Source organism: Pseudoalteromonas sp. GB43 (assembly GCF_054923805.1).
Map to the genome: position 1 here is coordinate 282,862 of NZ_JBPCHJ010000002.1, position 26,748 is coordinate 309,609.

26 protein-coding genes and 4 pseudogenes are annotated in these 26,748 nt (G+C 41.6%); 15 read left to right on the top strand and 15 right to left on the bottom strand.

All coding sequences use genetic code 11. The features are described from left to right. The 6 genes from ACRWSG_RS18600 (at position 1) to ACRWSG_RS18625 (ending at position 5,134) form a co-directional block, all read left to right on the top strand. Complete coding sequence (locus tag ACRWSG_RS18600) at positions 1–1,011, top strand: ArsJ-associated glyceraldehyde-3-phosphate dehydrogenase (RefSeq protein ID WP_462167149.1); 1,011 nt, start codon at positions 1–3, stop codon at positions 1,009–1,011. A 5-nt stretch (positions 1,012–1,016) separates the two neighbouring features. Next, positions 1,017–2,225, top strand: a complete 1,209-nt coding sequence (gene arsJ, locus ACRWSG_RS18605) for an organoarsenical effux MFS transporter ArsJ (RefSeq protein WP_199528780.1) — start codon at positions 1,017–1,019, stop codon at positions 2,223–2,225. 144 nt (positions 2,226–2,369) lie between these two features. Next, positions 2,370–3,551 carry a MerR family transcriptional regulator gene (locus tag ACRWSG_RS18610; RefSeq protein WP_462167151.1) on the top strand — a complete coding sequence of 394 codons (1,182 nt, stop codon included), beginning with the start codon at positions 2,370–2,372 and terminating at the stop codon, positions 3,549–3,551. Next, entirely contained in the window at positions 3,548–4,087 is a 540-nt protein-coding gene (locus ACRWSG_RS18615; RefSeq protein WP_462167152.1) for a GNAT family N-acetyltransferase, read from the top strand. The genes ACRWSG_RS18610 and ACRWSG_RS18615 overlap by 4 nt, the downstream gene beginning before the upstream one ends. Before the next feature lie 5 nt (positions 4,088–4,092). Then, complete coding sequence (rsgA, locus tag ACRWSG_RS18620) at positions 4,093–4,776, top strand: GTPase RsgA (protein WP_462167154.1); 684 nt, start codon at positions 4,093–4,095, stop codon at positions 4,774–4,776. After that, positions 4,736–5,134, top strand: a complete 399-nt coding sequence (locus ACRWSG_RS18625; protein ID WP_462167155.1) for a hypothetical protein — start codon at positions 4,736–4,738, stop codon at positions 5,132–5,134. Before rsgA ends, ACRWSG_RS18625 begins: the two co-directional genes overlap by 41 nt. 3 nt (positions 5,135–5,137) lie before the next feature. Here ACRWSG_RS18625 and ACRWSG_RS18630 read toward each other — a convergent pair whose 3' ends face one another. Both ACRWSG_RS18630 and ACRWSG_RS18635 read right to left on the bottom strand, forming a co-directional pair. Further along, the gene (locus tag ACRWSG_RS18630; RefSeq protein WP_462167157.1) at positions 5,138–5,539 is read right to left on the bottom strand and encodes a hypothetical protein; all 402 of its coding nucleotides are present in this window, start codon (positions 5,537–5,539) and stop codon (positions 5,138–5,140) included. Further along, positions 5,514–6,398 carry an alpha/beta hydrolase family protein gene (locus ACRWSG_RS18635; protein ID WP_462167159.1) on the bottom strand — a complete coding sequence of 295 codons (885 nt, stop codon included), beginning with the start codon at positions 6,396–6,398 and terminating at the stop codon, positions 5,514–5,516. The genes ACRWSG_RS18630 and ACRWSG_RS18635 overlap by 26 nt, the downstream gene beginning before the upstream one ends. Positions 6,399–6,472: 74 nt before the next feature. Between ACRWSG_RS18635 and ACRWSG_RS18640 the strand changes: the two genes are divergently transcribed. Next, a complete protein-coding gene (locus ACRWSG_RS18640) occupies positions 6,473–6,835 on the top strand; it encodes a MerR family transcriptional regulator (protein ID WP_054553508.1) in 363 nt (120 codons plus the stop codon). Positions 6,836–6,962: 127 nt separating this feature from the next. On the opposite strand, the gene ACRWSG_RS18645 is transcribed toward ACRWSG_RS18640, so the two are convergent. Next, positions 6,963–7,862, bottom strand: coding sequence for a LysR family transcriptional regulator (locus tag ACRWSG_RS18645; protein WP_462167160.1), 900 nt, complete (start codon positions 7,860–7,862; stop codon positions 6,963–6,965). A gap of 409 nt (positions 7,863–8,271) precedes the next feature. Here ACRWSG_RS18645 and ACRWSG_RS18650 point away from each other — a divergent pair, with 409 nt between their 5' ends. From ACRWSG_RS18650 to ACRWSG_RS18665, 4 genes and pseudogenes are all read left to right on the top strand, one after another. Further along, the gene (locus ACRWSG_RS18650) at positions 8,272–8,862 is read left to right on the top strand and encodes a hypothetical protein (RefSeq protein ID WP_462167161.1); all 591 of its coding nucleotides are present in this window, start codon (positions 8,272–8,274) and stop codon (positions 8,860–8,862) included. A 63-nt stretch (positions 8,863–8,925) separates the two neighbouring features. Then, positions 8,926–9,900: an SEL1-like repeat protein gene (locus ACRWSG_RS18655; protein WP_462167162.1), complete on the top strand. Its 975-nt coding sequence runs from the start codon at positions 8,926–8,928 to the stop codon at positions 9,898–9,900. Between the two features lie 467 nt (positions 9,901–10,367). Continuing rightward, complete coding sequence (locus tag ACRWSG_RS18660) at positions 10,368–11,339, top strand: calcium/sodium antiporter (RefSeq protein ID WP_462167163.1); 972 nt, start codon at positions 10,368–10,370, stop codon at positions 11,337–11,339. Between the two features lie 35 nt (positions 11,340–11,374). Next, positions 11,375–12,210 (top strand): annotated as a pseudogene (locus tag ACRWSG_RS18665) (mechanosensitive ion channel family protein). 54 nt (positions 12,211–12,264) lie between these two features. Here ACRWSG_RS18665 and ACRWSG_RS18670 read toward each other — a convergent pair. Then, positions 12,265–12,600 (bottom strand): zinc ribbon domain-containing protein YjdM, encoded by a 336-nt coding sequence (locus ACRWSG_RS18670; RefSeq protein ID WP_054553514.1) that lies wholly within the window; start codon positions 12,598–12,600, stop codon positions 12,265–12,267. Between the two features lie 172 nt (positions 12,601–12,772). Between ACRWSG_RS18670 and ACRWSG_RS18675 the strand changes: the two genes are divergently transcribed. From ACRWSG_RS18675 to ACRWSG_RS18690, 4 genes and pseudogenes are all read left to right on the top strand, one after another. Continuing rightward, positions 12,773–13,225 (top strand): TlpA family protein disulfide reductase, encoded by a 453-nt coding sequence (locus ACRWSG_RS18675; RefSeq protein ID WP_054553515.1) that lies wholly within the window; start codon positions 12,773–12,775, stop codon positions 13,223–13,225. 82 nt (positions 13,226–13,307) lie between these two features. Continuing rightward, positions 13,308–13,894 (top strand): annotated as a pseudogene (locus ACRWSG_RS18680) (DUF4202 domain-containing protein). Positions 13,895–13,914: 20 nt separating this feature from the next. Further along, entirely contained in the window at positions 13,915–14,430 is a 516-nt protein-coding gene (locus tag ACRWSG_RS18685) for a TFIIB-type zinc ribbon-containing protein (RefSeq protein ID WP_054553516.1), read from the top strand. Between the two features lie 147 nt (positions 14,431–14,577). Beyond that, entirely contained in the window at positions 14,578–15,237 is a 660-nt protein-coding gene (locus tag ACRWSG_RS18690; protein ID WP_462167164.1) for a hypothetical protein, read from the top strand. A gap of 96 nt (positions 15,238–15,333) precedes the next feature. On the opposite strand, the gene ACRWSG_RS18695 is transcribed toward ACRWSG_RS18690, so the two are convergent. From ACRWSG_RS18695 to ndk, 11 genes and pseudogenes are all read right to left on the bottom strand, one after another. After that, positions 15,334–15,633 (bottom strand): hypothetical protein, encoded by a 300-nt coding sequence (locus tag ACRWSG_RS18695; protein ID WP_462167165.1) that lies wholly within the window; start codon positions 15,631–15,633, stop codon positions 15,334–15,336. A 148-nt stretch (positions 15,634–15,781) separates the two neighbouring features. Continuing rightward, positions 15,782–16,162 (bottom strand): VOC family protein, encoded by a 381-nt coding sequence (locus tag ACRWSG_RS18700; RefSeq protein WP_187489350.1) that lies wholly within the window; start codon positions 16,160–16,162, stop codon positions 15,782–15,784. Positions 16,163–16,277: 115 nt separating this feature from the next. Then, positions 16,278–17,747: a ribosome biogenesis GTPase Der gene (der, locus tag ACRWSG_RS18705; RefSeq protein WP_054553521.1), complete on the bottom strand. Its 1,470-nt coding sequence runs from the start codon at positions 17,745–17,747 to the stop codon at positions 16,278–16,280. A 75-nt stretch (positions 17,748–17,822) separates the two neighbouring features. Beyond that, positions 17,823–19,002: pseudogene (gene bamB / locus ACRWSG_RS18710) on the bottom strand (outer membrane protein assembly factor BamB). Positions 19,003–19,011: 9 nt separating this feature from the next. Then, a pseudogene (locus ACRWSG_RS18715) lies at positions 19,012–19,631 on the bottom strand (YfgM family protein). A 24-nt stretch (positions 19,632–19,655) separates the two neighbouring features. Further along, positions 19,656–20,930 carry a histidine--tRNA ligase gene (gene hisS, locus ACRWSG_RS18720; RefSeq protein WP_462167166.1) on the bottom strand — a complete coding sequence of 425 codons (1,275 nt, stop codon included), beginning with the start codon at positions 20,928–20,930 and terminating at the stop codon, positions 19,656–19,658. A gap of 133 nt (positions 20,931–21,063) precedes the next feature. Further along, the gene (gene ispG / locus ACRWSG_RS18725; protein ID WP_054553525.1) at positions 21,064–22,182 is read right to left on the bottom strand and encodes a flavodoxin-dependent (E)-4-hydroxy-3-methylbut-2-enyl-diphosphate synthase; all 1,119 of its coding nucleotides are present in this window, start codon (positions 22,180–22,182) and stop codon (positions 21,064–21,066) included. A gap of 5 nt (positions 22,183–22,187) precedes the next feature. Further along, positions 22,188–23,072: a RodZ domain-containing protein gene (locus ACRWSG_RS18730; protein ID WP_054553526.1), complete on the bottom strand. Its 885-nt coding sequence runs from the start codon at positions 23,070–23,072 to the stop codon at positions 22,188–22,190. Next, the gene (gene pilW / locus ACRWSG_RS18735; RefSeq protein WP_462167167.1) at positions 23,069–24,856 is read right to left on the bottom strand and encodes a type IV pilus biogenesis/stability protein PilW; all 1,788 of its coding nucleotides are present in this window, start codon (positions 24,854–24,856) and stop codon (positions 23,069–23,071) included. Before pilW ends, ACRWSG_RS18730 begins: the two co-directional genes overlap by 4 nt. A gap of 114 nt (positions 24,857–24,970) precedes the next feature. Then, the gene (gene rlmN, locus ACRWSG_RS18740) at positions 24,971–26,101 is read right to left on the bottom strand and encodes a dual-specificity RNA methyltransferase RlmN (protein ID WP_054553528.1); all 1,131 of its coding nucleotides are present in this window, start codon (positions 26,099–26,101) and stop codon (positions 24,971–24,973) included. Between the two features lie 170 nt (positions 26,102–26,271). After that, complete coding sequence (gene ndk / locus ACRWSG_RS18745) at positions 26,272–26,703, bottom strand: nucleoside-diphosphate kinase (protein ID WP_036972405.1); 432 nt, start codon at positions 26,701–26,703, stop codon at positions 26,272–26,274. Between the last annotated feature and the right edge of the window lie 45 nt (positions 26,704–26,748).

The following is a 26,748-nucleotide window of genomic DNA, read 5'->3' on the forward strand; positions in this document are numbered from 1 at the left end:
ATGGCAATTAAAGTAGGCATTAATGGTTTTGGCCGCATGGGTCGTTTATCACTAAGAGCAGCGTTTGCATGGGACGACGTTGAGTTTGTGCAAATTAATGACCCAGCGGGTGATGCAGCTACACTGGCTCACTTACTAAAGTATGATTCGGTACACGGTATTTGGCCTCATGAGGTTGAAAGTAACGACAATGTTGTGATTATCGATGGCCACGAAATTAACGTTACGCAAAATAAAGCGATTGCAGACACTGATTGGTCTGGTTGCGATATCGTTATTGAAGCCTCAGGTAAAATGAAAAAAACCGAATTACTGCAAGCCTATCTTGATCAAGGTGTGAAAAAAGTTGTTGTCACTGCGCCTGTAAAAGAAGACGGCGTGTTGAACGTTGTAATGGGTGTAAACGATGATTTATATGATGTACAGCAGCACGATATTGTGACTGCGGCATCATGCACTACCAACTGTTTAGCGCCTGTGGTTAAAGTATTGCAAGAAAAAATTGGTATCAAACATGGTTCAATGACGACCATTCACGATATCACTAACACGCAAACTATCTTAGATGCGCCGCATAAAGATTTACGCCGTGCTCGCGCATGTGGCATGAGCTTAATTCCAACTACAACCGGCTCTGCAACAGCGATTACACATATTTTCCCTGAACTTAAAGGCAAATTAAACGGCCACGCAGTTCGTGTGCCATTAGCAAATGCATCAATCACTGACTGTGTGTTTGAAGTTGAAAAGCCAACTACCGCTGAGCAAATTAACCTATGGATGCAAGAAGCCGCAGCAGGGGAGCTAAAAGGCATTTTGGGCTATGAAGAAAAGCCACTTGTTTCTATCGATTACAAAACTGATCCACGCTCAAGCATTGTTGATGCGTTATCAACCATGGTTGTCAACGAGACTCAAGTTAAGCTGTATGTTTGGTACGATAACGAATGGGGTTATGCAAACCGCACCGCCGAACTTGCCCGTAAAGTTGCGCGATCACTTAAAGGTTAAAAGCAATGACGCGTTTGGCTAATCTTCCCGCTGATATAAAGCAGTACTTAATTGTCACCGGGAATTACTGGGCATTTACGCTAACAGATGGCGCATTGAGAATGTTGGTGGTACTGCATTTTCATGCGCTTGGGTACTCGCCTTTGAGTATTGCCATGCTGTTTTTGTTTTATGAGATTTTTGGTGTTGTCACTAACTTAGTGGGCGGCTATTTAGGCGCAAGGCTTGGTTTAAACAAGACCATGAACATTGGCCTTGCCATACAGGTTGCAGCCTTGTTCATGTTGGCAGTCCCCCCTGAATGGCTGAGTGTTGCCTATGTGATGTTGGCGCAGGCGCTGTCGGGCATTGCAAAAGATCTCAATAAAATGAGCGCTAAAAGCTCAATTAAAATGCTGGTTGCCAGTGGCCAAGAAGGCACCTTGTTTAAATGGGTAGCGATACTAACAGGCTCTAAAAACGCCTTAAAAGGTGTAGGCTTCTTTTTAGGTGGCTTACTACTGACATTAATGTCGTTTAAAGGCGCAATGCTAACCATGGCTGCCACCTTGCTGGTGGTGTGGTGTTTTAGTATTTATGCACTTAAAAATGATTTAGGCAAAGCTAAAAACAAACCTAAGTTTAACGAGATATTTTCAAAGAGTAGTTCAATCAATATCTTGTCGGCCGCGAGGTTGTTTTTGTTTGGTGCGCGTGATGTTTGGTTTGTAGTTGCACTTCCGGTGTTTTTATCACAAGCCTTTGATTGGGATCACTGGACTGTGGGTGCCTTCTTAGCTAGTTGGGTCATTGGTTATGGGGCTGTGCAATCTTTTGCTCCTAAAATCATTAAGCTCAATAAGCAAACATCACCAAGCGCAGAAACAGTTAAGTGGGCATCCTTGCTTGCTGTAGTCACCTTAGCCATTGCCCTTGCTATTGGCTTTGAGTGGGCTGTAAAACCAATGCTGATAGGCGGGTTGATGTTATTTGGTGTGTTATTCGCAATTAACTCATCTTTGCACAGCTACTTAATTGTTAGTATGGCTGATGCCGATGGCGTATCACTCGATGTCGGGTTTTACTATATGGCCAATGCCATGGGACGCTTAATTGGTACTGTGTTGTCGGGCTTAGTGTTTCAGCTTTATGGCTTAGCAGCTTGTTTAGCTATCTCACTGTTATTTATTGTTATTACCGCCCTTATTTCGACTAAATTGCCAAAACAAATTTAGTAAAATCTAAACACGCCCTATGAAGGTAAGCAAGCTTTATTGCTTACCTTATTTTCTTAAATTATTTTGCAAAAATATTTGACCTGTCTACAGCTTTACACTTCATACTTATTATATTCAAAAGCCTTATAGGCCTATTTCATCATGTATTTAATTTCAGAGTTAGCAGCAAAGCTTGGTTTGTCGCGCACGGCTGTGTTGTATTACGAGAAGCTTAAAATCATTCAGGGGCGCAGGCTTGCAAATGGTTATCGCTATTATAGCGAGGCTGATTTACAACGCTTGGTTTTGATCCAGCAGTTACAAAGCGCGGGGTTAACCTTAAAAGAATGTCAGAGCTGTTTAGATGTAGAGCTAGATAAAGCTATTTTGCAACAGCGCTTAGCACAACTTGAAGATGAAATTACCGCTAAGTTACAAGCCAAAGATTTATTACTGAGTTTGCTTGGCGAACGCTCTCAAAAACACTTACATGATGAGCTGAATAAGCGTGCGCCAAGTGCGCATTTAAATTGGTTGTTAAAGCAAGGCTACACAGAAAAAGAGGCATTGCGGCTTCGTTGGTTATCAAAAGATATGAGTGACCATGAAAGCTACATGCACGATTTTATGACTGTGTTTGAGCCATTAGAGCGATGGGGGCCTGGTAGCGAAGAAGCTACATTAAAAGCCATTGCTGCTGTTCCTAACAATGCCAACCAAATTTTAGAAATTGGCTGTGGTAAAGGTTCATCAACATTACTAATCGCCAAGCAAACTGATGCCAAGATCACGGCTTTAGATAATGAGTCATCGGCACTTGCTTATTTACAGGAGCGATTGCACAAAGAGCAATTGGCTGAGCGTGTGTCTTTGACTTGCGCATCGATGACTGCACTGCCTTTTAAAGCAAATTCATTCGATGTTATTTGGGCAGAAGGGTGCGTGTATGTCATGGGGATGCAAAGCGCATTATCAAGCTGGAAACCGTTTCTTCGCCGTGATGGGGGGATTGTGGTCAGTGATTTAGTTTGGCTTAACAGCCAGCCTGAAATGGCGGTTAAAGAGTACTGGCAAGCGAATTACCCAGATATGCAATCAATCGAAAGCCGCATAGCCTTATTTGATGAGCTTGGTTATGAGCTTATAGAGCAGTTTTCGCTGGATCAGCAAGCTTGGAAAAACTATTGGCAACCACTCAAGGCGCGCCTTGCTGAGTTAGCGCCATCGATAAGTGAGTCTCAAGCTGTGAAAGACATACAAACAGAAATTGCCCTTTACGAAAATGAAACCGGGCAAAACTTTACTTATCACTATTTTATTTTAAAACTTAAGGAGTCTAAGTGAATTTTTCAATTTACGAACAGAGCCAAAAAAACGAGATTATTGCGCTTTACTTGGCAACATTTAGTGCGTCAGAGTCAAAACAAGAAGGCGAGCAAGTTGCCCGTTTAGTCACTGACTTTTTAGCTGAGCCATATCCATCAACTGATTTATATGTGTTTGTCGCGACAGATGAGCAACGGATCGTCGGCGCTATCGTGCTGTCGCGTTTACAGTTTGCGCACGCTAAAGAGGTGTTTTTACTCTCACCTGTTGCAGTGGCAACGGATTGTCAGGGACAAGGCATAGGACAAAAGCTGATCCAATTTGGCTGTGATAAGTTAGCTGAACAAAATGTTAGCCTAGTGATGACCTATGGTGATATCAACTTTTATGGAAAAGTCGGGTTTTCCGTTGTGAGTGAAGAAGTTATTCAAGCACCTCATAGCTTATCTTACCCAAAAGGCTGGCTTGCTAAACCGGTTTTAGATGACGAAATTTTGCCAATTACTGGTAAGCCAAGTTGCCTAAAACCACTCGATAATCCACAGCTTTGGTAAACACTATGCAAACACCATCACTGATAGAATTAGGCATGCGACCTTTCTTTCAACAACAGTTGAGTTTAGATGAGCTAGAAAACGGCTACTTAGGGCGTGTTGTTGAGCATCACAAAACAGAGGTTGTATTGCTTGGCGAGCAAGGCACGATGCGGTTTGCTTTAACACCGGGTCTTGAACAAATTTGCGTAGGTGATTGGGTGGTATTTGATGATTCGCGTATTTTACGGGTACTCGAAAGAGCTTCAATCATTAAGCGCAAGGCTGCAGGCTCTAAACACGCGTTTCAATTAATCGCGGCGAATATTGATACCGTGTTTATTGTTACATCGCTTAATGATGACTTTAGTTTAAATCGGATAGAGCGATATTTAGCCTTGATTAAAAATGCCCACATTGAGCCTGTGGTGGTGCTAACCAAAGCTGATACTTGCTCAGACGTTGAAAAGTACTGCCTGCAAGTGCAAAGCCTAGACTCTCTTTTGAGTGTTATTGCTATTAATGCGTTAAAAGAAGAAGGTTGTGATTTACTTACACCTTATTGTCGAAAGGGGCAAACGCTCGCATTTATGGGCTCATCTGGAGTAGGTAAATCGACCATCGTTAATGCACTACTTGGCTCCGATGAATTAAAAACAGCAGGTATTCGTGAACAAGATAGCAAAAAGCAGTCATACAACAACCTTTAGATCGATTAAATGGTTGCCTAATGGTGCGTTATTGATGGACACACCGGGTATGCGAGAATTGCAATTAAGTGATTCAAAGCGAGGTATTGAACGTGCATTTGAAGATGTTGAGCTACTCGCAAATAGCTGTCGATTTATAGATTGCCAACACCAAACAGAGCCGGACTGCGCTGTTATTAAAGTAATTGAAATGGGCTCATTATCAATAAGACGCTTAGAAAATTACCGTAAGTTGTTAGCTGAAAATGAGCACAACAATGCCACCATGGCTGAAAAGCGCGCCAAACAGCGCGCGTTTTCAAAAATGGTTAATACTGTTCAAAAGCAAAATAGGTCAATTAAAAAGACTCAAGAGTGACCGCTAGTTGGTTGTTGCTAAACGGGCTTTTGCAACGAAAACAATGAGCCAAATAGCAACAACGGTTTCTAGCCAAATTAATACATGCATTGCGGTTGTCATAACGTTATCGCTATCAACCGCATAATGCAGTACCGATAACATGTTCATCGCAGCATAAAGATAGAGCAGCCACATGGCGTGTTTAATGCGTTGCTTAGCTAAACAGAGCAGCGCATATAAGCCAACAAAAGTCATGATAAACCAAAAGTAGTCGACCACGTTTGCTGCAAGCCAATCAGGTTCAGGATAGTGCTCAAAATACATAATATTGTGCACATAATGCAAGATACTGGCGATAAAGTTCGCGAGTACCATAAAGAGTAAACGAGCGTGTTGTTTAAATAGCACTGCTTTGTTTTGCATTATGAGTCTCATTTAACGCGGTTAATATGTCATGCCAAATTGCTTGATTATGTTTTCTGAAATAGCCAAAGTGGCCTACTTTTTTAGCGGGTAATTGTGCAGATTGATAACGCTTAAAAGCAATTGGGTGTTTGCTGGTTACATTGCGCCAAAAGTTATGCACGTTTTGCTCGGTACAGATTTCATCGTCGTCAGCGGTAAAGACATAGGTAGGAATATCAAAGTTTTTATAGGTACCTTCGGCAATCGATTTACCGTAAAACTTATTCGAGAAAAACAACTGCTTTTCTCTACACCACGCCGACCATTCACGCGCAAAGCCAACGGGTAAGTCTTCCATAAAATTCATTTTTTTAGCGGGCACGTATTTAAATAATGCCCCCGTAATCGGTGAAAATAAACGAAAGAAGAAGTTAGCTTTAATACGGTAACCGGTTGGCATATAACCAAAGTATCCGGCAGAAACTGCAACCGCAACAAGGGCATCAAGCTTTTGGTAATTGGCAGCTAAACCTATTTGCTGACCGCCAGCACTATGACCAACGCAATAAAGTGGCAGAGTAGGATTGATGCTTTTAGCTTTATCAATCATGGCAGGCATATCAAAGCGGCCAATGTCTGAATATTGATAACTACAGCCTTTTAACTGGCTTGTTTTCGATTCGCAAAAGCCACGGTAATTCCAAACAACCACATCGAAACCTTGGCTGACTAAGAACTCCGCAAACGGTAAATAGTAGGTGGTTTTTGTTGCTGTACCTGGGTTTAATAGCACCGTTGCTTTAGGGTTGTTGGCCGCAAAATGAGTGCCATTTAAAGTGACGTTATCGGCTGTTTTAACAATAATCGATGTATTCATTTTTTTATTAGTATTGATAGAAGAATGCGTTGAGCATAAACTGTGGAGCTTACTCTACAGTCAAGCGTATTTTTATGAAAACCAAGCAAGTCACGCAATTAACCGGCCTCACAAAAGACACCATTCGTTTTTATGAAAAAGAGCAGTTGATCCCGCCACCTTCAAGAGATGTGAATGGCTATCGTATTTATAGTGAAAAAACAGTTGAGCAGCTCAACATGATCACAATGGCTAAAAACCTAGGCTTCACTTTAAAAGAGATTAAAGATCTCACACAGCTACTTGGCAAAAACAACTTAACTCAGCAAGCTATGGCCGCCAAATTGATTGAAAAAAGTAAAGAAATAGACGCCAAAATCACTGAGCTGACGAACATAAAAACCTTAATCGACCATGCTTTAAAAGGCATGTGTGAGTATAAAGATAAGTTAAGCTAATCACGTTTGGCATATAACTAGCTTTTAATACGATAGTTTTTAATTGGCCTTTATTGCTGGAGCTATATAAATGATTCAATGTAAAGCAATCAATTCTACGCGATATAAAATCGCCGCTACAATTTTGCTAACTTGCTAAAAATTCATTTTTTAGCCATGCAATCAATTGTTGAATGCTGGTATGTTTTAATTTGTCAGCTTTGCAGGCATAGAAAAATGACTGCTGCGGATGGATTACTGCATTGCCTAGCTGCACTAATTCGCCATATTCGAGCTTTTCTAAAACAAATTGCTTATGGGTAACCAGTAGACCAAGTTCTCTCGTTACAGCTTGCAATGCTTGAGCTGTGGTTTCAAAAGAGCGGTTTTTTTGTGCTTTAGGGCAGGCAATGTGGTTATGCTCTGCCCAAATCTGCCAGTTATTGTTTCTGCGGGCATTGAGTACCTGAATGGCTGGAAAGCGGTTTAATAGTTCATTGATGTTGTTTGTAGTTTCTGGCTTTAATAATGTAGGGCTGCAAACTAAAACAAGTTCATCATCTGCTAATTTCTCACAGTGGTACTTTTGCCAATTTTGCGGATCGCCTTGAAAAATAGCCATATCGATATTGCGTCTTTCGAGATCAACATCACCTACAAAGTTTGATAAGCGAATATCTAACTCAGCATAACAATTTTGTAGCTTATCAACCCGTGGTATCCACCAATGTAATGCCAAAGAGTTCACCATGTTGAGTGAAATTGAATGATGATCTTTGTCTTTATTTTTAACCTCTTCGCTTGCTGAAATGATGGCCTGAACGGCGGGCGAAACGCGCTGATAATAAAGTTTCCCTGCATCATTTAAATACACTTGTCTGCCAACCCTATCGAAAAGTTTTACCTCAAGCTGTTGCTCAAGAGACTTGATAGCTTGGCTGATAGCCGAGTGACTAACGTGAATTGAATCTGCGGCTTTAACCATGCTGCCAGTCTCTGCAACAGCAATGAAACTGTATAAGGATTTGAGTGGGATATTGTGTTTCATATGTTAGTTTTTCTTACATATTAATGCGGTTTTATTCGCTTTTTTATAATTTCAGCAGAGCGTATCGTGAGTGTCATCTACTCGCTTTATAAACAATGTAAATGAATATTAGTCACCGCTCTAGTGCGTTAATGCTGCTATCTACCCTTACTCTAGCACTGAATGGACTGGTTACCCAGCTGTTAACTCCCATGCTGCCAATTATTTTACTGTTATTCTTAAGGTTGCTCTTACCTGGTTGTTTAATGTTAGCAACAGCGCGAGCACGGTTTTGGCATTATGTTAGTTTTTCTGCATTAAAAAATGTGATGCTACGCGCTGTTTTTATCACCTTGTGCCAAGGGTTTTTTATTTTAGCGCTTTACAAACTTACGTTAATTGAGGCGGTTGTGTTGTTTAGCACCGGACCTTGTTTATCCCACTGCTTGAAAGTGTGGTGTATAAGCGAGAAATCGACTTGTTTGTCGTGCCGACTTTGTTGTTAATGATGATAGGGCTGATCATTCAAAGTATGACCGACCAAGGGATTACGTTACGTTGGGAGCTATTAATTGGTCTGGCGGCTGGCTTTTTTAATGCTTGCTCGCAATTGTGTTTATTTCAAATTAGTAAAGAGAAAACCCCGGTTCTGGTTGCCAATGGTTTTTGCTTTTTAATTGCAGCACTATTCAGTACGCTATTTTTCATTCTGCCGATGTTCGTTGGTGGGCTAAATGCTGTGTTCGCAGCAGGCAGCTTGGTGGTTGAAAGTGCTTGTTTATTATTAGGCTTATTAGTGTTATTAGCGGTATTCAGTAGTGCTACGCAATACTTTAGAAGCTCAGCATATAAACTAGTTGCTACCGGCTCTGAACTGGCGCCGCTGATTTATACGTCAGTGGTGTTTTCATACTTTCTTCAGTTAACCATTCTAGATAGCCCGGTAAATGGGCAGCAATTAGTTGGGATTAGTTTTATTGTTATTGCTTGTTTAATGCAAACAAAGCGAAACCGCAGTTAAGTTTCGCTTTCATCACTGTTTTCTTGTAACTTACTGAGCAACAAAAATAATAAGTAGGTTGTTATGTCTGGGTATGCTTTTGTTAGGCAAGGAGTAAAGCCATTTTTAATTGTGGTTTTGGTATTGTTGTTCGTTATTTATATATATTCTTCACGAGAAGCTGCAATCTTTGCAACCAATTCAGAGTCATCAAATGATACAACAGCTTCGCAGCACGTTGAGGCACAAGCAAACATATCAGCCACAAAGCCTGATGCGAGTTTGTTAGCTGATGAATCTGCTGAGCAAGGGAGTGAAGCCAATGATAGCCGTGAATTTATTATCAAAAATGCACCGAAATGGCGTTTTGATGGTGTGTTTATTGACCATTTTACTGAGCTAAAGCAACGCGCTAAGCAAGGTGATGCTGAGGCTAACTATCTCATCGCACAAAATCTTAAGTATTGTTTTAATGCTCCTTTAGATGCTGAGGCGCTTGAGGCAACATTAGCCGAAAGCTATGAGTTTAGCGATGCTGGTGATACGCAAAACCGTGTTTTAGAGAAATATGAGTATTGCGAAGGGGTTGATTTAGCAACGCGGCGGTCTTTTTACCGTTATTTGACAATGGCAGCAGAACAGGGCTCTGCCTTTGCGCAGCAAACGTTTGCTGGGCTAACTCCCGAATTTTACATGAAGTCGCAATTTCCTGAGAAGTTGTCACGTGCCGAGTTCATCAAAAATCGTGATGGTTTTAAAGAGCGTAAAACCGTATTTTTAGAGCAAGCAGCGAAGCAGGGCAGTGAACAAGCGCTGATGAGTTTAGCGAGCATGTATTACAGCGAACAAGTTGGTGAGCATAGTGCAGCAAAAGCCTACGCTATAAATCGACTCATTATGGAAATCACGCAAAATAACGATGTGTATAATCGTTATGCGTGGTTTGAGCAAAGACAATACCCGACACTTTCAGATGAAGAGCTGAGTATCGCGAACAATTTGTTTGATCAATGGCTTTTGCAAATAAAGCAAAATGGTACATTATATCTAAAGCACTGAGTACCCAAAGAATTAATAACCCAAAGCAAGGATAGCAATGATGTTTGAACCAAACTATACAAGTTACACTCTTGAAGAGCTGTGAACATTGTCAAGTTACAGGGATTGTTGTAGAACATTTGAGCTTCTAAATAACAAGTAAAAAAGGAACAAATAGAGCTTTAATTGTATGACTTTTAGTTATATAGTCTTTACCTAACCTTAGGGGAGTAGTCTCTTAGATTAAGATGAACGTCAACAGTCTCCGAACCAATGTTCGTGGCGTTCATGTCCGCAAGCCGGATTGACAAGACCTAAGGCACGTATTGGGTTCAATGGGCGACCTTGATGCGTGTCTTATTGTTCTTCGCCCTAAGGAACCGTCTCGTGCTTGTTACATTTCTAGACCATTTATATGGTTATTTCTGTCCTCTTAAATCGGTTTATTTATCACATTTTGCTTTGCAACCCTTCTGTTGGAGAGCACTATGACCTTGTTTATCCTTGCCATTTTAGTTGGTTTTGTATTGCTGATTTGGAGCGCTGATCGCTTTGTTGATGGTGCAGCTGTAAGCGCAAAATATGCAGGTATACCTAGTTTACTCATTGGTATGATTGTGGTTGGGTTTGGTACGTCGGCTCCTGAGATGTTGGTATCGGTCATGGCTGCTGCTGATGGCAGCCCAGAGCTTGCTTTAGGTAATGCGCTGGGGTCAAACATTGTCAATATTGGGCTTATACTAGGGATAACAGCGCTGATTGCCCCGATTGCTGTTCACTCTAATATCGTTAAAAAAGAACTCCCACTATTGCTTGTGGTGAGTGTGCTATTTGCATTACTGATTTTTGATGGTGGCTTATCACGTTTTGACGCAGGTGTATTGTTACTTGGATTTTTTAGTTTTATGGGGTGGAGTATTTATTCTGGCCTTAAAAGCAAAAATGACAGCTTAGCAACAGATGTTGAGCAAGAACTTAACGTGCAAACAATGTCACTTAAAGCAGCTATTGTTTGGCTGGTAGTTGGGCTTGTTGTACTCATTATTAGCTCAAGGCTATTGGTATGGGGGGCAGTCAGTATTGCTGAGATTATGGGTATTAGCGACCTCATTATCGGTCTCACAATTGTGGCACTTGGCACTTCGCTCCCTGAACTTGCAGCTTCAATTGCCGCAGCCAGAAAAGGTGAACACGACATTGCCATTGGTAATGTGATTGGCTCAAACATATTTAATATCTTGGCCGTCACAGGTATTGCAGGGATGATAGCGCCAGCTGATAACCTTTCACCGGATCTATTATCGCGAGATTGGCTGGCGATGTTCTCTCTTTCAATATTTTTATTAATTTTTGCTTATGGGCACCGAGGTATTGGCAGGGTAAATCGCGCTGAAGGTATTGGTTTATTGCTGATTTTTATTGCCTATAACGCATGGCTTTTCTTTTCAATTTATCAATAAATGCAATTTCGAATTTAAAAAAATCAAGGATCTTTATGAAACAAACCCTCAATGAGTTTTGGCTCAATAACTCAGAAACAATCATAGCGCTAGGGTATAAATTGATACTCGCAATTGTTATTTTAATTGCCAGTGCAGTGCTTGCTAAGTCAGTGAAAAAGGCTATAAAAAACTCCAACGCGACGCTTAAAAAAGTTGATAATACCTTGCTGCCTATTTTGTCGTCTGTGGCAGGCTATGCGGTGTATATTATTGGCGGGGTATTTATTTTAGATATCTTTGGCGTGAATACGGCAAGCCTTATTGCCCTAATGGGGGCGGCAGGTTTGGCGATAGGTTTAGCCCTTAAAGACACTTTAAGTAATATTGCAGCAGGCATGATGTTACTTATATTAAGGCCGTTTAAAGTTGGTGACTTTGTTGAAATAGGCTCGATGCAAGGTACTGTCTCTGAGGTAAACCTATTCACCAGTGTTTTTCAAACGATTGATGGTCTTTATATTGCATCACCTAATGGCATAGTGTGGGGTAACAATATTAAAAATTTCACCCGAAATGGCAAACGCCGAATGGATATTGTTGTGGGTATTTCATATGCCGATTCAATCGATGATGGCTTTGCGGTGCTAAAAGATATTGCCGCGAACGAAAGCCGTTTACTGAGTGAACCGGCGGCGCAAGTGATGGTGACAGCCATGGCTGAGAGCTCGGTGAATATTCAGCTAAGAGCATGGGCTAAAAATGAAGACTATTGGCAAACCTATTGGGATTTAAACAAACGTGTCAAAGAGTCAATCGAGAAAGCGGCCTGACAATTCCTTTCCCACAACTTACTTTACACATACCTGAAGGCGTGGTGACAAAGAAGTAACTTTACTAATGTTAGTAAGTAAATCTGGTTAGTCGATTTACTTACTATGCTTCTTTAAGCTTTTTTAACAAACTTAGCGGTTACCATCATTTCACCAACGCCATCGACTTTACAGTCTAATTCGTGGTCTTTTTTATCTAGCACACGGCGGATCACGGCTTTGGTGCCAATTTTAATAACTTGCGAGCTGCCTTTAATTTTTAAATCTTTAGCAACGGTCACTTTGTCTCCATCAGCCAATAAAGTGCCGTTAGCATCTTTCACATTGATCACATCATCGGTATCAACCGCATTGGGGTCCCACTCGTGAGCACACTCTGGGCAAACTAAATTGTTTTGATCTTCATACACGTATTCAGAGTTACATTGTGGGCAAGGAGGAAAAGACATAAATGGCACCATGGTTAATTATAAAAGCGTATTTTAATGGCTTATTCACAGCATTGCGAGTTTATCTAAAGCACCTCATAGAAAGTAAGTATGTGCAAACTCGCAATTGTAATGCTGGAGTGTTTTCGATAATTTGGTTATTGTGAGTTAATTAGAACAAAGAGCACTCACAATGAAAAAAGTTATTTATTTCGTTACCTTATTATTCTCATCATTCACATTTGCAACGACGTCGCCGTACAGTGGGGAAATTACCGCTGAGGATTTACTCGCACAATATCCTGCTTTTGCTAAAGAGTATAAAAACTATTCACCATCTGAGGATGATTTAAACACGATTAAAACGCTCAGTGGTAAACAAGTATTAGTATTTTTAGGTACGTGGTGTCATGACTCTAAGCGTGAAGTGCCTCGTTTACTAAAGTTACTTGATGGTTCGGGTGTAAAGCTGAAATCACTCCAATTAATTGCGGTTGGTTACGATAAGCTTGACCCTGATGGTTTAGCTAAGCAGTACGACCTTCGTTATACCCCAACGTTTATTGTAAGCTCTAACGGCAAAGAGTTACTTCGAATGATTGAAAAGCCTAAGCACAGCATCGCGATGGACCTTACTCGTTTGTAATAGAGTTGTTTGCTAGAGCAAAGTAGCTAAAGTAGTTGTTGCTCATTATAATCATGGCTATAAACCACCTAGAGAATGTTATATGTCTCAAACTGTTATAGAAGCCATAGATGCAGCGAATGCTGCAGACCCCAATCGTGTTAAGCATGCTGGGCAAGCGTTAGCTAAAGAATCTTTATATTCTATGCGTATGACCGATATGCTTAACCGTTTTAATCCGCAAGCCGATGAACTAATGCATATTGCTGCACGGGATAACATATTGAACGCTGGCGCTCTCCTCGCAGTGACTTCCCTATGGGTAAGCAAGGTTATTATCAATGGCGCACTGCTTTATATGATTTTCATGCCGAGCGTGTAACAGCCCTTATGAAAACCGCTGGTTACTCAACGAGTGAATGTGAGCGTGTATACGCAGCCGTGGCTAAAAAGAATATAAAGCGAAACCCTGATAGCCAATTGATTGAAGATATCGCAAGCCTTGTGTTTATCGAACATTACATGCTTGATTTTGCAACTAGCAAGCCTGATTACGATGAGCAAAAATGGTTGGGTATTATTCGTAAAACTTGGCAAAAAATGTCAAACGAAGCACATGAATTTGTGTTAGCTGGTAACATCAGCTTACCTGAGCCGCTTAAACCGATAATTACAAAAGCGCTAAGTTAAATTTAAAACAAGGAAGGTCTATGTTTTGCCCGCGTACTAAAACAGCACTTGAAGCAGTGAGCATTGGCGATGTTAACGTGTATTTATCAAAAAGCGGTGGTGTATTTTTTGATAATCGACAAATATTCCACTTTAGCGATCCAAGTTTAAAACCAGCGCAAGTGCTGGTGGCTCATTTACAAACTCTGCCAACAGAATGCGTTGATTTAGCAAAGCGAATTAATTGCCCGAAGTGCCCTGACGTGGTGATGATGCGACGCTTTTTCACGCCACTAAAAGTGGTTGAAATAGACGAATGTCCAAATTGTGCGGCTATTTGGCTTGATCATGGCGAGCTTGAAAAGATCCATGAAAATCATTTAACGCCAAAAGAGCGTGAAATGCTGCGTATTGATATGGCCAATAATCATGGTTTTATTCAAGTTAAAATTCCCAAAAGGCGTTACTCGGTTCATGCTAAAAAGCCTGAGTCTAATGCAACGTCACCTTTAGAAAAACTAGCAGAACTTGCCTATTTATCGATTTTGAATGACTAGGAAGAGAATATTTAAAAGCTCCCATTATTAGCGCTAAATAATTTTTAAAAAATAAGGTCAATAGTGTGAAAAAATTAGTGGTGTTTATGAGCGTGTTACTGGCCTGTTTGTTTACAACAAGTTGCACTACAGTACTCGATAAGGCGCATGGGTATCGCGTTCATCGTTGTGACAATTAAAACAGAAGATGGCTCAGTGTCGGAGTTTCCTTTTATAATAGAGTCTGTGTACACAGAGTCGTGTGGTCATAGTAGCTGTGGCATAGACTCCGGTTATAGATATCTAAAAACGAGCTATGCCAATGAGCCAATTACCTTCCCGCGAGAGCGGTTAGACCTATTGCAAGCTAATGCCTACGCAACAATTCTTTTTAAAGTTACTCATCCTAATTATCACTACAACGTCTTTACTCGAGGTTTTGCGCCTACCGATGCTGATGACCCCATTTATGTAACGTTTACTGTTAAGCCCTTTGCTGAACAAATGAATAAAGTAGCTGGCTGGGCGGAAGGCCCTAAACAAGACATGCAAAAATTCGCACCAGATAGCAGAGAGTTTAAAAAAGCAGATATTAGGTATCGCCAAGCGCGTTTTAATTTAGGACAGATGATTGCAAGGCATATCACGTTGACTAAAACGGTTTACTTACCCCATTTTTCAGAAAGCATGCAACAACGTGTGATTGAAAAGTATCAACCTATTTTTAAAGCGTGGTATTACGGCGTACCTGAAACAGATTGTTGGGATATGGTTGACTGCAGAAAGCAAATTTTAAAACCAAGGAAGGCCGAGTATGAAGGTTTGTAAGGGCAAGGGATGCTTGTTTCGGCAATCGTATTTTTTAAACTTGCTTAATAAGAAGCCTGTACCAACTCAGATACAGGCTTTATTGGTTATTAAGTGTTATAGCTTAACCAGCATTTTTCCTTTATTTTTACCTTCAAACAGGCCAAGAAATGCATCAACGGCATTTTCAATGCCATGGTAAACCGTTTCTTCAGATTTAATTTTACCTTCGCTGATCCACGCACTCATTTGCTCAATAAACTCAGGGAACTGATCAAAACAATCAATCACGATAAAGCCTTGCATGGTGAGCTTTTTCGAGTTGATATAAAACAGGTTGCTTGGTCCTGGCTGTGCAGTGTCGTTATTGTAACCTGAGATCATGCCACATACAGGAATACGGCCGTAATCGTTCATTACATTGAGTGCTGCTTAAAGTTGATGCTGAAGAATTAACAGCTAAGTTAATGGCACGCTCAAATATGAGTTTGGAGCGAATCGAGTTATTACGCGAGTTAACCCTTGAGCTGCATACTGACCTAACAAAAGCGGACCTTACAAAAAGCTAATCTTCTACTAAACACACTAAAGTGCCCTCAATAGCCCGAACATACGCATAATGCTGGGCGTCTTTTTTAGTGGGCGGGCATAATGGCTCAGCACCAGCAAGTACAGCTTTATCGTAACTTTCGACTAAATTATGGCAACTGAATCTTAGCTCAAAACCAAGAGCAGGCTGCTTTGGATGGGCGCGAATATACCCTTGCTTGAAATATGCTTGCGCATGCGGGTGGGTTGCAAAGGCAAGTTTTACAGCCCCTGTAACAAGTTCACCGTACTCAGCATCGTCACTGATATGATTGGTATTAAAACCAAATGCTTGATAGTAAAAGTCGAGTACTTCTTCTACGTTATCGACGTAAATAACCTGACTTAAAAAGTCCATTTATGCTGCTCTATTTATTATTCGTTTATTAAATAAAGCATAGTTTCAGCAATAAAAAAACCTTGTAAGTCATACTTACAAGGTTTTTGTAATACTTAAAGCTTAGCTGTAGAAATTACGACTTGTTGCGGTTTTCTTTCGCAAATGCACGAATTTTACGTTTTTGCGATAAGGTCACTTTGTTAGTGCGGCCAGCGTATGGGTTGTCGCCTTCTCTAAATTCAATTTTGATTGGCGTGCCCATAATACCTAATGCTTTACGGTAATAGTTCATTAGGTAGCGTTTGTAGCTATCTGGTAAGTCATGAACTTGGTTACCGTGGATCACGATACGTGGTGGGTTATAACCCCCTGCGTGAGCATATTTAAGTTTTACACGACGACCGCGAACAAGTGGCGGTTGGTGATCAGCTTGTGCCATATCCATGATACGACGCAGCATCGCTGTGCTAATACGTTTAGTCGCTGATTCGTACGCTTCGTCTACTGATTCAAATAAATGACCCACACCGGTGCCATGTAAAGCAGAGATAAAGTGTAAACGTGCGAAATCGATGAAACCTAAACGACGGTCAAGTTCTGACTTAATACGTTCTTTAACGTAATCGTCTAGGCCGTCCCATTTGTTAACAGCCACAACCAATGAACGACCTGCGTTTAAGGCAAAACCTAGTAAGCTCAAATCTTGATCAGAAATACCTTCTCGCGCATCAACCACAAGCAATACCACGTTAGCATCTTCAATCGCTTTAAGGGTTTTGATCACAGAGAATTTTTCTACAACATCGCTTACTTTCTTACGTTTACGAACACCTGCGGTATCAATAAGAATGTACTCTTTGTCGTTACGTGTCATCGGAATATAGATAGAATCACGGGTTGTACCCGGCATATCGTAAACGATTACACGTTCTTCGCCTAAGATACGGTTTGTAAGTGTTGACTTACCAACGTTAGGACGACCGATAATTGCAAGCTTTACTGGCTTATCAGCAAAGGCTTGCTGGTTGTCTTCGCCTTCTTCATCTTCGCTGTAAAGATCAACTAATTCGTCATCACTTTCTTCAAGCTCTTCAGCTTCGCCTGCAAGTTCGGCAATGACTGGCTGTAAAGTTGTTTCAAGTAGCTGCGTGATACCACGGCCGTGAGCCGCTGCAATGTGATGTACGTCACCTAAGCTTAACTGGTAGAACTCAGCACAGTACGAGTCTGCATCAATACCATCGACTTTGTTTGCCACAACAAAACATTTCTTTTGTTGTTTACGAAGGTGATTCGCAATTGCTTGGTCAGCGGCAGTCATACCTGCGCGGGCATCAACTAAAAATAACACGATATCGGCTTCTTCAATTGCCAGAAGCGATTGCTCAGCCATTTCAGTTTCGATACCTTGCTCAGAACCGTCAATACCACCCGTGTCTACCACGATAAATTCATAGCCATCGTAATCAGCTTGGCCATATTTTCTATCTCGTGTTAAGCCTGGAAAGTCGGCTACGAGGGCGTCACGAGTACGTGTTAAACGGTTAAATAATGTGGATTTGCCCACATTGGGTCGCCCAACAAGAGCGATCACGGGAAGCATAAACTACCTCTTAAAAAAACAACAAAAGGCTTCGCCAAGCGAAGCCTTAGAAAAATAACGTTTACTATTAGTAAGTTAGTTTGGAATTTTAACCGCGCTAACTTCACCATCTCGGGTGTATAAAATTAATTTGTCACCGGCAACAACAGGCTCAATAAAGAAACCTGAGCTGTCAAAGTCTTCGCGCGATACAAGCTCGCCCGTTTCTTTGTCTAACCAGTGTAGGTTACCTTCTTGGTCACCTAATGCTAAATATTTACCAGCCACAGTCGGTACCTGTTAAGTACCAGCCGCGCAGTGCTGGTTGGCTCCAGCGCTCAATACCTGATGTTTTATCTAGACCGTAAATAACACCATCGCTATCAACAACATAGATAGACTGGCTATCCATAGATAAATCACGGTAGCTGCTATATTCACGTTTCCAAACAACATTACCTGAACGAATATCAACGGCTGCTAAGTTACCATTATAAGCGATTGCATAGGCGTATGGGCCGCTAATTAATGCTTGTGTATCTACATCAACTAAACGTTCAAACTCAGATGCACCCTTAGGAGAGGCAATTTCAGCACTCCATGCAGAGTAGCCGTTTTCTGAAATTAATACGCTCAATTTACCTGTTTCAAGACCTAGTAATACACCGCCGTTTGCCACAGTTGGTGAACTTTGACCACGTAATGTCAGTGGTGGTACTTCTTGTTCGAAGCGCCAACGTTCTTCACCTGTATCTGGGTGCACTGCTAATAATTTACCAGAGCCTAGGTTTACAAAGATTAAGCCGTCGCCTGCAGCAGGTTTAGCAAGTACTTCGCCAGGCATCGTTTTACGCCAAACAATTTCACCTGTTTCACGGTCTAGCGCGGTTAAGTAACCATGCTCAGAACCAACAAAAACTTTGCCGTAAGCTTGTAAAATACCACCCGATAACTTGGCACTTTCTGTGGTTTCCCAAGGCCAAAAGGCAGGGTTTTCACGCACATCGGTTTGCCATAGCGTATCGCCATTTTCAAGCGAAAGGGCTTCAACTTCACCTTCGCGGTTTGCTACATACACAACATCGTTATGAATAGCCGGCGTTAAGCGCGAGAAATAATGCTGAACACCGTCACCAATTGATTCTTGCCATACTACGTCTGTCTCAAACTGATTAACAATTTCAGGCAGTACCAGTTCTTCTTCGTCATCACTTGACGAACACCCAGTTAGGGTTGCGATACACAGAGCAAGTGTTGCCGCTGTTAACTTCTTCATCTTAACCCCTTACGCCGCTGGGCTAGTTTGTGCTAAGTCATCAAGTTTAATTTGTAATAACGGGTTGTTTTCAGGTCGCCATTATCCGCAGCAGCTTGGTATTGGCTGCGTGCTTGGTCTTTGTCGCCTTGTGCAGCATAAACATCGCCTTTTAATTCAGCGACTGCAGCAGTAAATGATGCAGGAAGCTGGGCGTTTAGCGTTGTTAGCGCTTGCTCATATTGCTTTTGCGCAAGGTGAACACGAGCAAGGCGCGTTGTTGCCGTTGCTTTAAGCTCAGGGTTTTGCTCGTTGGTGATGATCCAGTTAAGCTTTTCGCTTGCTGCATCAAGGTCATTCTTTTCTACGGCTTCTTTTGCCGCAACAAATGCTGTTAGCGTGCTGTAGCTTGACTCGTTATTTTCTTTAATAAACGTATCCGCTTTTTCTAGCACGGCACCGCTTTCAACAAGTTGTGTGAAAGAGTCAGATGCTTTCTCAGCCGTGGTGATTTGGTTTTGGTTATAAGCTTTCCAACCATATAAACCACCTAAACCAGCAACAATACCAATCGCAAGTGCTAAACCATTTTCACGGAAAAAGCGTTTGATCGCTTCTTCTTGTTGTTCTTCTGTTGAATAAATTTCCATGCTTACCTCTGTTGCTAGCTGGGCTTAAATAAGCTCAGCTAGTAGCGTTTTCGCTTCTTCTAGTTTTAAGGTGACTTGTTCTTTACGCTCACGTAAGTACTTAATTGTCACAACGCCTTGTTCTAATTCATCTTCGCCGATAATAACTGCGACTAGCGCATCGCTTTTATCTGCGCGTTTTAATTGCTTTTTAAAGTTGCCACCGCCTGCGTGCACCATAACACGAAGACCTGCAACATCTTTACGTAACTGAGCGGCAATGATAGGCGCTTGAATGCTGGCTTTATCGCCCATGGCTGCCAAATATACATCAGCACTACGGCGGATGTCACCTACACTTTCTAGTGCTTGAAGTAATAACACTAAACGCTCAAGACCCATTGCAAAACCTACCGCTGGTGTTGCTTTACCGCCAAGTTGTTCAACTAGGTCATCGTATCGACCACCGGCACAAACGGTTCCTTGTGCGCCTAGGCTATCGGTTACCCACTCAAAAACGGTGCGGTTGTAATAGTCAAGGCCACGTACAAGCTTTTCATTTACCGTGTATTCGACGCCTGCAGCGTCTAAACGTTCACATAAATTTTCAAAATGTTCTTTTGATTCAGCATCTAAGTGCTCAGATAGTTTAGGCGCCTCAGTTAAAATGGCTTGTACATCAGGGTTTTTGCTATCTAACACACGTAAAGGGTTGGTGTGCATACGACGCTTAGAGTCTTCATCAAGTACATCGACGTGTTGCTCTAAGTAAGCAACAAGTGCATCACGGTAGTCTGCACGCGCTTCATTTGAACCCAATGAGTTAAGCTCAAGACGAACGTGCTCACTGATACCAAACTCTTTCCATAATTGGGCTGTCAGCAAAATAACTTCTGCATCAATATCAGCAGTGGCAATGCCGAATGTTTCTAAACCAAATTGGTGGAATTGACGGTAACGGCCTTTTTGTGGACGCTCGTGACGGAACATCGGGCCCATATACCATAAACGTTGTTCTTGGTTATACAGTAGACCGTTTTGATTACCTGCACGCACGCACACTGCGGTACCTTCAGGGCGAAGAGTTAAGTTATCGCCATTACGGTCAGCAAAGGTGTACATTTCTTTTTCGACGATATCGGTTACTTCACCGATAGAGCGTTTGAATAGGTCGGTTGATTCAACAATTGGAAAACGAATTTCTTGATAACCAAACGATGAAACTGTTTCACGTAAAATATCTTCTACTTTCTGCCAAATTTGCGTATCGCCTGGCAGACAATCGTTCATACCACGAACTGCCTGAATTTGTTTTGCCACTGATAAATCCTAAATACTGTACGTGCGCTGAAAAAATCGCGCCTCAAGAAAAACTAAAAAATTGACCCGCTATTATACCGTTTGGGCTCTAAAGGTAAACGGCAAACCCAAGGGTTTGCCGAGTATATGCGAATTATTCAACGATTTTGATGTCGATTGGCGTTTCTTTCTCTTTTTTAGCGATAAAGTCGCGCACATAGCCTTCAAGTTGGTCGACAATGTTATCGTTATCGATACGTGCTTTTTGACGCTCACCATTGATATATAAGCCAGAGCGACGGTTCGCACCAGCAAGGCCGATATCACTAACCAGCGCTTCACCAGGGCCATTTACCACACAACCAATCACCGACACTGACATAGGCTCAACTACGTCTTCAAGGCGCTCTTCAAGTTGGTTCATGGTGCTTACCACATCAAACTCTTGGCGTGAGCAGCTCGGGCAGGCAATAAAGTTAATGCCGCGTGAGCGAATGCGTAATGATTTTAAAATATCAAAACCTACTTTGATCTCTTGTACCGGATCGGCAGCAAGTGATACGCGTAATGTGTCACCAATGCCTTCGGCAAGTAGCATACCTAAGCCAACAGCTGATTTAACAGAACCTGAGCGCATACCGCCTGCTTCGGTAATACCTAAATGCAGTGGCTGGTCGATTTCTTTCGCAAGTAGACGATATGCACCGACCGCTAAAAATACATCTGACGCTTTAACGGATACTTTAAATTGGTCAAAGTCTAAACGTTGTAAGATCTCAACGTGGCGCATAGCTGATTCAAGTAAAGCTTCTGGCGTTGGTTCACCGTATTTTTCTTGTAAGTCGCGCTCTAATGAACCGCCATTAACACCAATACGAATAGGGATGTTATGCTCACGGGCTGAGTCTACAACGGCACGAATACGCTCTTCGCTACCGATGTTACCCGGGTTAATACGCAAACAATCCGCACCATACTGAGCCACTTTTAACGCAATACGGTAATCAAAGTGAATATCTGTTACTAGTGGAATTGTGACTTGTTCTTTAATGCTTTTAAATGCTTCAGCTGCTTCCATGGTTGGTACAGACACACGCACAATGTCGGCGCCGGCATCTTGAATAGCTTGAATTTGTGCAACCGTTGCATCGATATCTAGGGTGTTGGTGTTAGTCATCGACTGAACGGCAATTGGTGCACCATCACCAATTGGCACATTACCTACGTTAATACGGGTCGATTTTCTACGTTTAATAGGAGATTCTGAAAACATTGCGGTTACTCTGATAACGGTAAAGTAAATTTAGCTAAGCGATTTTTGGCAAAATGTGAGGTATCGACAGCTTGACCTTGAAAAGTAATATCGACTACTTGGTGTTTGCCGAGTACCACACTAAATGGCTGTGGGCCGGTTACTGTCATAACGTAACCAGCTTTTTTAACACCAAAAGCAATACGATCGCCGTTGCCATCGTGAATTTCTACCCAGCTATCTTCATTGAAGTGCATCACCACTTCGCTGTGCTCAGGATCAGCTTTTTTGGTTTGCGGCTGAGCAGTTAATTGGCTTTGTGACGCAGCCTGATTTGCTGCTTCGTTGTTAGTTATTGGCACAGTTTCTTGTGGCTCAATAACTTCTTTGTCTTCTGTAGGCAATTGAACTGTTTCTTCAACTGGCGCTTCGTCTGCTAAATTAGTGGTTAGCTCATTACTTTCAAGCTGATTTGGCATCGCCGTTGTTACCGGCTCTTCGATACTTTGATTACTATTTTGCCACCACCAAACGACCGATGAGCCTATAATGACAGCTAAAATAAAATAACTGAATAGCATTAAACGGCTATCGTTTGCTTCTTTTTCGGTGCGACGAGAGAAGCTCTGCATATTAGATTTTTTAGCTGGCTCAACATGCTCAGGTAACAATTCAAGCATGGCTTGGCTATCTATTTTTAGCTCGCGACAATAGCTTCTGATATACCCTTTTACGAAGGTTGCAGGGCCTAGTAATTCATGTTCGTCGTTTTCTAATCGTTGTAATTGTAAAACTGATAGTTTTAATGCACCAGCAAGCTGCTCAAGGCTCATTCCTGCATCTTCGCGGCGTTTTTTTAGCGCTTGGCCGAGCGTTTCTTGTGGTTGTTCTAAATTGTTTTCTTCATTCATAATGCGTATGAGTCTGGATCTACCAATAAAAGTCTATGCCCAGGCTTAAGGGCAACATCTGGGCTCAATTTGTTCCAGCGCATTAATTGATCGATTAATACGCTATGCTGCGTGGCAATGTCGTACAAAGTATCACCAGCATTAATGTCGTGATAAATATTCGGATCATTTAAATAGATGCGAGTACCGTTTTGTACGCGATCCGATTCTTTTAAGCCATTCCACAGCAAAATCTTCTGTAGTTTAACATTGTATCGCACTGAAATGCTAAATAGGTTTTCACCATTTTCAATAATATGGTAGGGGATATTCAGCGCAGGTACACGTGGGTTGAGCATGGGTAATTGTATTTGTTCAGAAGTCACTGAGTACGAGGTTTGACTCGTTTGGCCTGCATGGTTGGATTCTTCGCCAAAGACATTTTCATCTTTTTCAGGCTGATAAAATATCACTGTGCTTTCATTTTTGCTGACAGCTTTTGCAGAAGTCGAAGTTTGTTGCTTAATTTCAGGAGATGTGGGTGCCCCAAAAGAAACAATAGTGACTTCATCGTTAGCTGCTTTAGGTGTTGATATACTTTTCTTTTGTTCTGGTGTTTTTATCGCAAGCGCATTAACAACAGCTTCAGTATCGACAGGCTTAGTTGCGGTTGATGCTATTTTTTTTGACGATTCAGTCTTAAAACCCGAAGGTTCGGGCTGAATCTTTGCTTGCTCTACAACTAGGGCTGGCATGTTTGCAGCAGATTGGGTTGATTCGACAGTTTCTTGTTCATTAATTGCAGGCACTTCTGACTTTTGCTGATTCGTAGCATATACTTCTTTTGCATTAGAAGTTTGTACATCTGTCTTATCTACAATTACTGTTTCATTCGCCTTTGTTGGGGCTTTTCTTTTTACGATTCGGATCTTTGGTTGGTCTTTGCTAACCGATGAGTTATCGCTTGAAATCTGGAGCTCTTCGAGTTGAGCTTGACGATATTTTTCTCGTAATATTTCAAACTCTGAACGTTTAACCTGCCCAGAAGAAATGGCTTTAGCTTCGTTTGAGCCGGGGTAAGTTTGTAAAATGATACCTGCAGTTGCTTCGGCTTTTTCTATGTGTCCCATACGTTGCTGGATAAGATAGCTGAGCATAAGTGCACGAGGTGTTACGCGGCCTGTTGATTCGTATTTTTCAATAATATCTTCAGCTTTATGTAAATCGCTTTTTGCGTAATACAAACCAGCTAAGCTTATCATTGAAGAAGGGCGCTGCGAGCTGTGATTAAGTGCTGATTTTAGGTATTTTTCCGCATTTTCGAAGTCATCAAATTCAATCGCACATAAAGCTAAGTTTTCGTAACTTTCAGCTACACGGATATAGCTAGGAATTGAAATCGCTTTAAGAAGCTCTTCTGCAGCGCGGTCATACTCACCAATGCCACACAAAAATACACCATAATTGTTTAAGGTGTTTGGATCATTAGGGGCAATTTTTAATGCGCGCTGATAGGCTTTATCGGCAAGTTCTGGTTCATCAACCTGTTGATAGTAATAAGCTAAAGAGTAATGAACTTCAGGGAGGTCAGGTGCAAAATCTGCGGCGCGTTCTAAATTATATTTTGCTTGTGAGTTATTGCCTGTTTTTAAGTACTGTAACGCAAGGGCGATACGGGTACGGGCAGCACCGGTATTGTTAACTTGTTTTTCAACAACGGGTCTGTCGCTACCTTCGTAGCTGTTTTCTGTAACACACCCTGTTAATGCAAATGCACTAACAGTAATGGCAAGTATAGAACGCATTACCTAATCTCTTCTTTGATTCCGTATGCCTATCTTACCGAAAAGCCTTTGTGTTGCATCTATTATTTTAAAAATAACGAGTTTGCCACAAAGGCTTAACTTCAAAAGTTACGCTTATGCTTGGTGAATGTTTACCGCAATTGCGTTATCTTCGCGCATTTTCTTTTTCGCTAAACGTTTAGTACGGTCAACGACATCACCCACTAATTGACCACAAGCTGCATCAATATCATCACCACGAGTACGGCGAACGATACAGGTAATACCTGCTGCTTGTAATACTTTAGAGAAGCGGTCGATACGGCTGTTACTCGAACGACCATATTCATTACCCGGGAATGGATTAAACGGGATCAGGTTCACTTTTGAAGGTGTACCTTTAAGTGTTTTAACCAATTCGTGGGCTTGATCGGTACTGTCGTTCACACCTTGTAGCATAACGTATTCGATAGTCACATCTTTGTTTGCTTTAGAACCATCGATATATCGACGACATGCGGCTAAAAACTCTTCAATTGGGTACTTTTTATTAATTGGTACTAGTACATCTCGCAGCTCATTGTTTGGCGCATGTAGTGAAATAGCCAATGCTACGTCAATCTTCTCTTTTAATAGATCAAGCGCAGGAACCACACCTGAGGTACTTAATGTCACGCGACGTTTTGATAAACCAAAACCCCAATCGTCCATCATAAGTTCCATTGCTGGTACGACGTTTTTAAGGTTAAGTAATGGCTCACCCATACCCATCATTACAACGTTAGTTACAGGGCGTTTAGTGCTGTCGCCGTCTAAACCAATATCTTTCGCGACACGCCAAACTTGGCCGATGATCTCAGACACCGCTAAGTTACGGTTAAAGCCTTGTTGAGCCGTAGAGCAGAAGGTACATTCAAGGGCACAACCTACCTGTGAAGATACACATAAAGTTGCACGGTCTTTTTCTGGGATCCAAACAGCTTCTACTTCTTGGCCACCTTGTAGCATCAGGGCGTATTTAATAGTGCCATCAGTCGCTACTTGTTTAACTGAGATCTCAGGAGCAACAATTTCACATTCAGCTTTTAGCTTTTCTTTCAGCTTTTTGTTGACGTTTGTCATGTCGTCAAAATTGTCTACGCCAAAATGATAAATCCATTTCATCACCTGATCGCCACGGAATGGCTTTTCACCGAATGATACAAAAAGCTCACGCATTGCATCTCGGTTTAAATCTAATAAATTAATCTTTTTTTCAGTGGTCATGAAACAACCTCAATCAGTGACGGTGGTAAGTAGTTTGGGTGCGCGATTGTACATTATTTAATCGACTTAGTCATTAGCTAAACAGATTTACAATGGGCTTAGCTAATGACTAAAAAAGGGCCCGAAAGCCCTTTTTCTTCTGCATCACAGACTTAGCTGTGAACTCGAAATTAACGAGTACGTGGGCAGATTTCTTCGTCAGCGAAGAAGTATGCGATTTCACGTGCAGCTGATTCAACAGCGTCAGAACCGTGAACAGCATTTTCGTCGATGCTGTCTGCGTAGTCAGCACGTAAAGTACCAGCTAGTGCTTCAGCAGGGTTAGTAGCACCCATGATTTCACGGTTTTTAAGTACTGCGTTCTCACCTTCAAGAACAGTAACCATTACTGGACCAGATGTCATGAACTCAACTAAAGCACCGAAGAAAGGACGCTCGCTGTGCTCAGCGTAGAAACCTTCAGCTTTTTCTTTTGAAAGGTGAACCATTTTAGCTGCAACGATTTTAAGACCCGCAGTTTCGAAACGGTTGTAGATAGCACCGATGTGGTTTTTAGCAACTGCATCAGGTTTTACGATTGAAAAAGTACGCTCTAAAGCCATCTTTATGCTCCAATAATTTTAAATTTAAAAGGTTAAATATTAACG

Bases quoted from the DNA above. Each gene is read 5' to 3' on its own strand.
- ACRWSG_RS18600 (WP_462167149.1), top strand. From the start codon at position 1: ATGGCAATTAAAGTAGGCATTAATGGTTTTGGCCGCATGGGTCGTTTA.
- arsJ (WP_199528780.1), top strand. From the start codon at position 1,017: ATGACGCGTTTGGCTAATCTTCCCGCTGATATAAAGCAGTACTTAATT.
- ACRWSG_RS18610 (WP_462167151.1), top strand. From the start codon at position 2,370: ATGTATTTAATTTCAGAGTTAGCAGCAAAGCTTGGTTTGTCGCGCACG.
- rsgA (WP_462167154.1), top strand. From the start codon at position 4,093: ATGCAAACACCATCACTGATAGAATTAGGCATGCGACCTTTCTTTCAA.
- ACRWSG_RS18630 (WP_462167157.1), bottom strand. From the start codon at position 5,539: ATGCAAAACAAAGCAGTGCTATTTAAACAACACGCTCGTTTACTCTTT.
- ACRWSG_RS18635 (WP_462167159.1), bottom strand. From the start codon at position 6,398: ATGAATACATCGATTATTGTTAAAACAGCCGATAACGTCACTTTAAAT.
- ACRWSG_RS18640 (WP_054553508.1), top strand. From the start codon at position 6,473: ATGAAAACCAAGCAAGTCACGCAATTAACCGGCCTCACAAAAGACACC.
- ACRWSG_RS18645 (WP_462167160.1), bottom strand. From the start codon at position 7,862: ATGAAACACAATATCCCACTCAAATCCTTATACAGTTTCATTGCTGTT.
- ACRWSG_RS18655 (WP_462167162.1), top strand. From the start codon at position 8,926: ATGTCTGGGTATGCTTTTGTTAGGCAAGGAGTAAAGCCATTTTTAATT.
- ACRWSG_RS18660 (WP_462167163.1), top strand. From the start codon at position 10,368: ATGACCTTGTTTATCCTTGCCATTTTAGTTGGTTTTGTATTGCTGATT.
- ACRWSG_RS18670 (WP_054553514.1), bottom strand. From the start codon at position 12,600: ATGTCTTTTCCTCCTTGCCCACAATGTAACTCTGAATACGTGTATGAA.
- ACRWSG_RS18675 (WP_054553515.1), top strand. From the start codon at position 12,773: ATGAAAAAAGTTATTTATTTCGTTACCTTATTATTCTCATCATTCACA.
- ACRWSG_RS18685 (WP_054553516.1), top strand. From the start codon at position 13,915: ATGTTTTGCCCGCGTACTAAAACAGCACTTGAAGCAGTGAGCATTGGC.
- ACRWSG_RS18690 (WP_462167164.1), top strand. From the start codon at position 14,578: ATGGGTATCGCGTTCATCGTTGTGACAATTAAAACAGAAGATGGCTCA.
- ACRWSG_RS18695 (WP_462167165.1), bottom strand. From the start codon at position 15,633: ATGAACGATTACGGCCGTATTCCTGTATGTGGCATGATCTCAGGTTAC.
- ACRWSG_RS18700 (WP_187489350.1), bottom strand. From the start codon at position 16,162: ATGGACTTTTTAAGTCAGGTTATTTACGTCGATAACGTAGAAGAAGTA.
- der (WP_054553521.1), bottom strand. From the start codon at position 17,747: ATGCTTCCCGTGATCGCTCTTGTTGGGCGACCCAATGTGGGCAAATCC.
- ispG (WP_054553525.1), bottom strand. From the start codon at position 22,182: ATGTTTTCAGAATCTCCTATTAAACGTAGAAAATCGACCCGTATTAAC.
- ACRWSG_RS18730 (WP_054553526.1), bottom strand. From the start codon at position 23,072: ATGAATGAAGAAAACAATTTAGAACAACCACAAGAAACGCTCGGCCAA.
- pilW (WP_462167167.1), bottom strand. From the start codon at position 24,856: ATGCGTTCTATACTTGCCATTACTGTTAGTGCATTTGCATTAACAGGG.
- rlmN (WP_054553528.1), bottom strand. From the start codon at position 26,101: ATGACCACTGAAAAAAAGATTAATTTATTAGATTTAAACCGAGATGCA.
- ndk (WP_036972405.1), bottom strand. From the start codon at position 26,703: ATGGCTTTAGAGCGTACTTTTTCAATCGTAAAACCTGATGCAGTTGCT.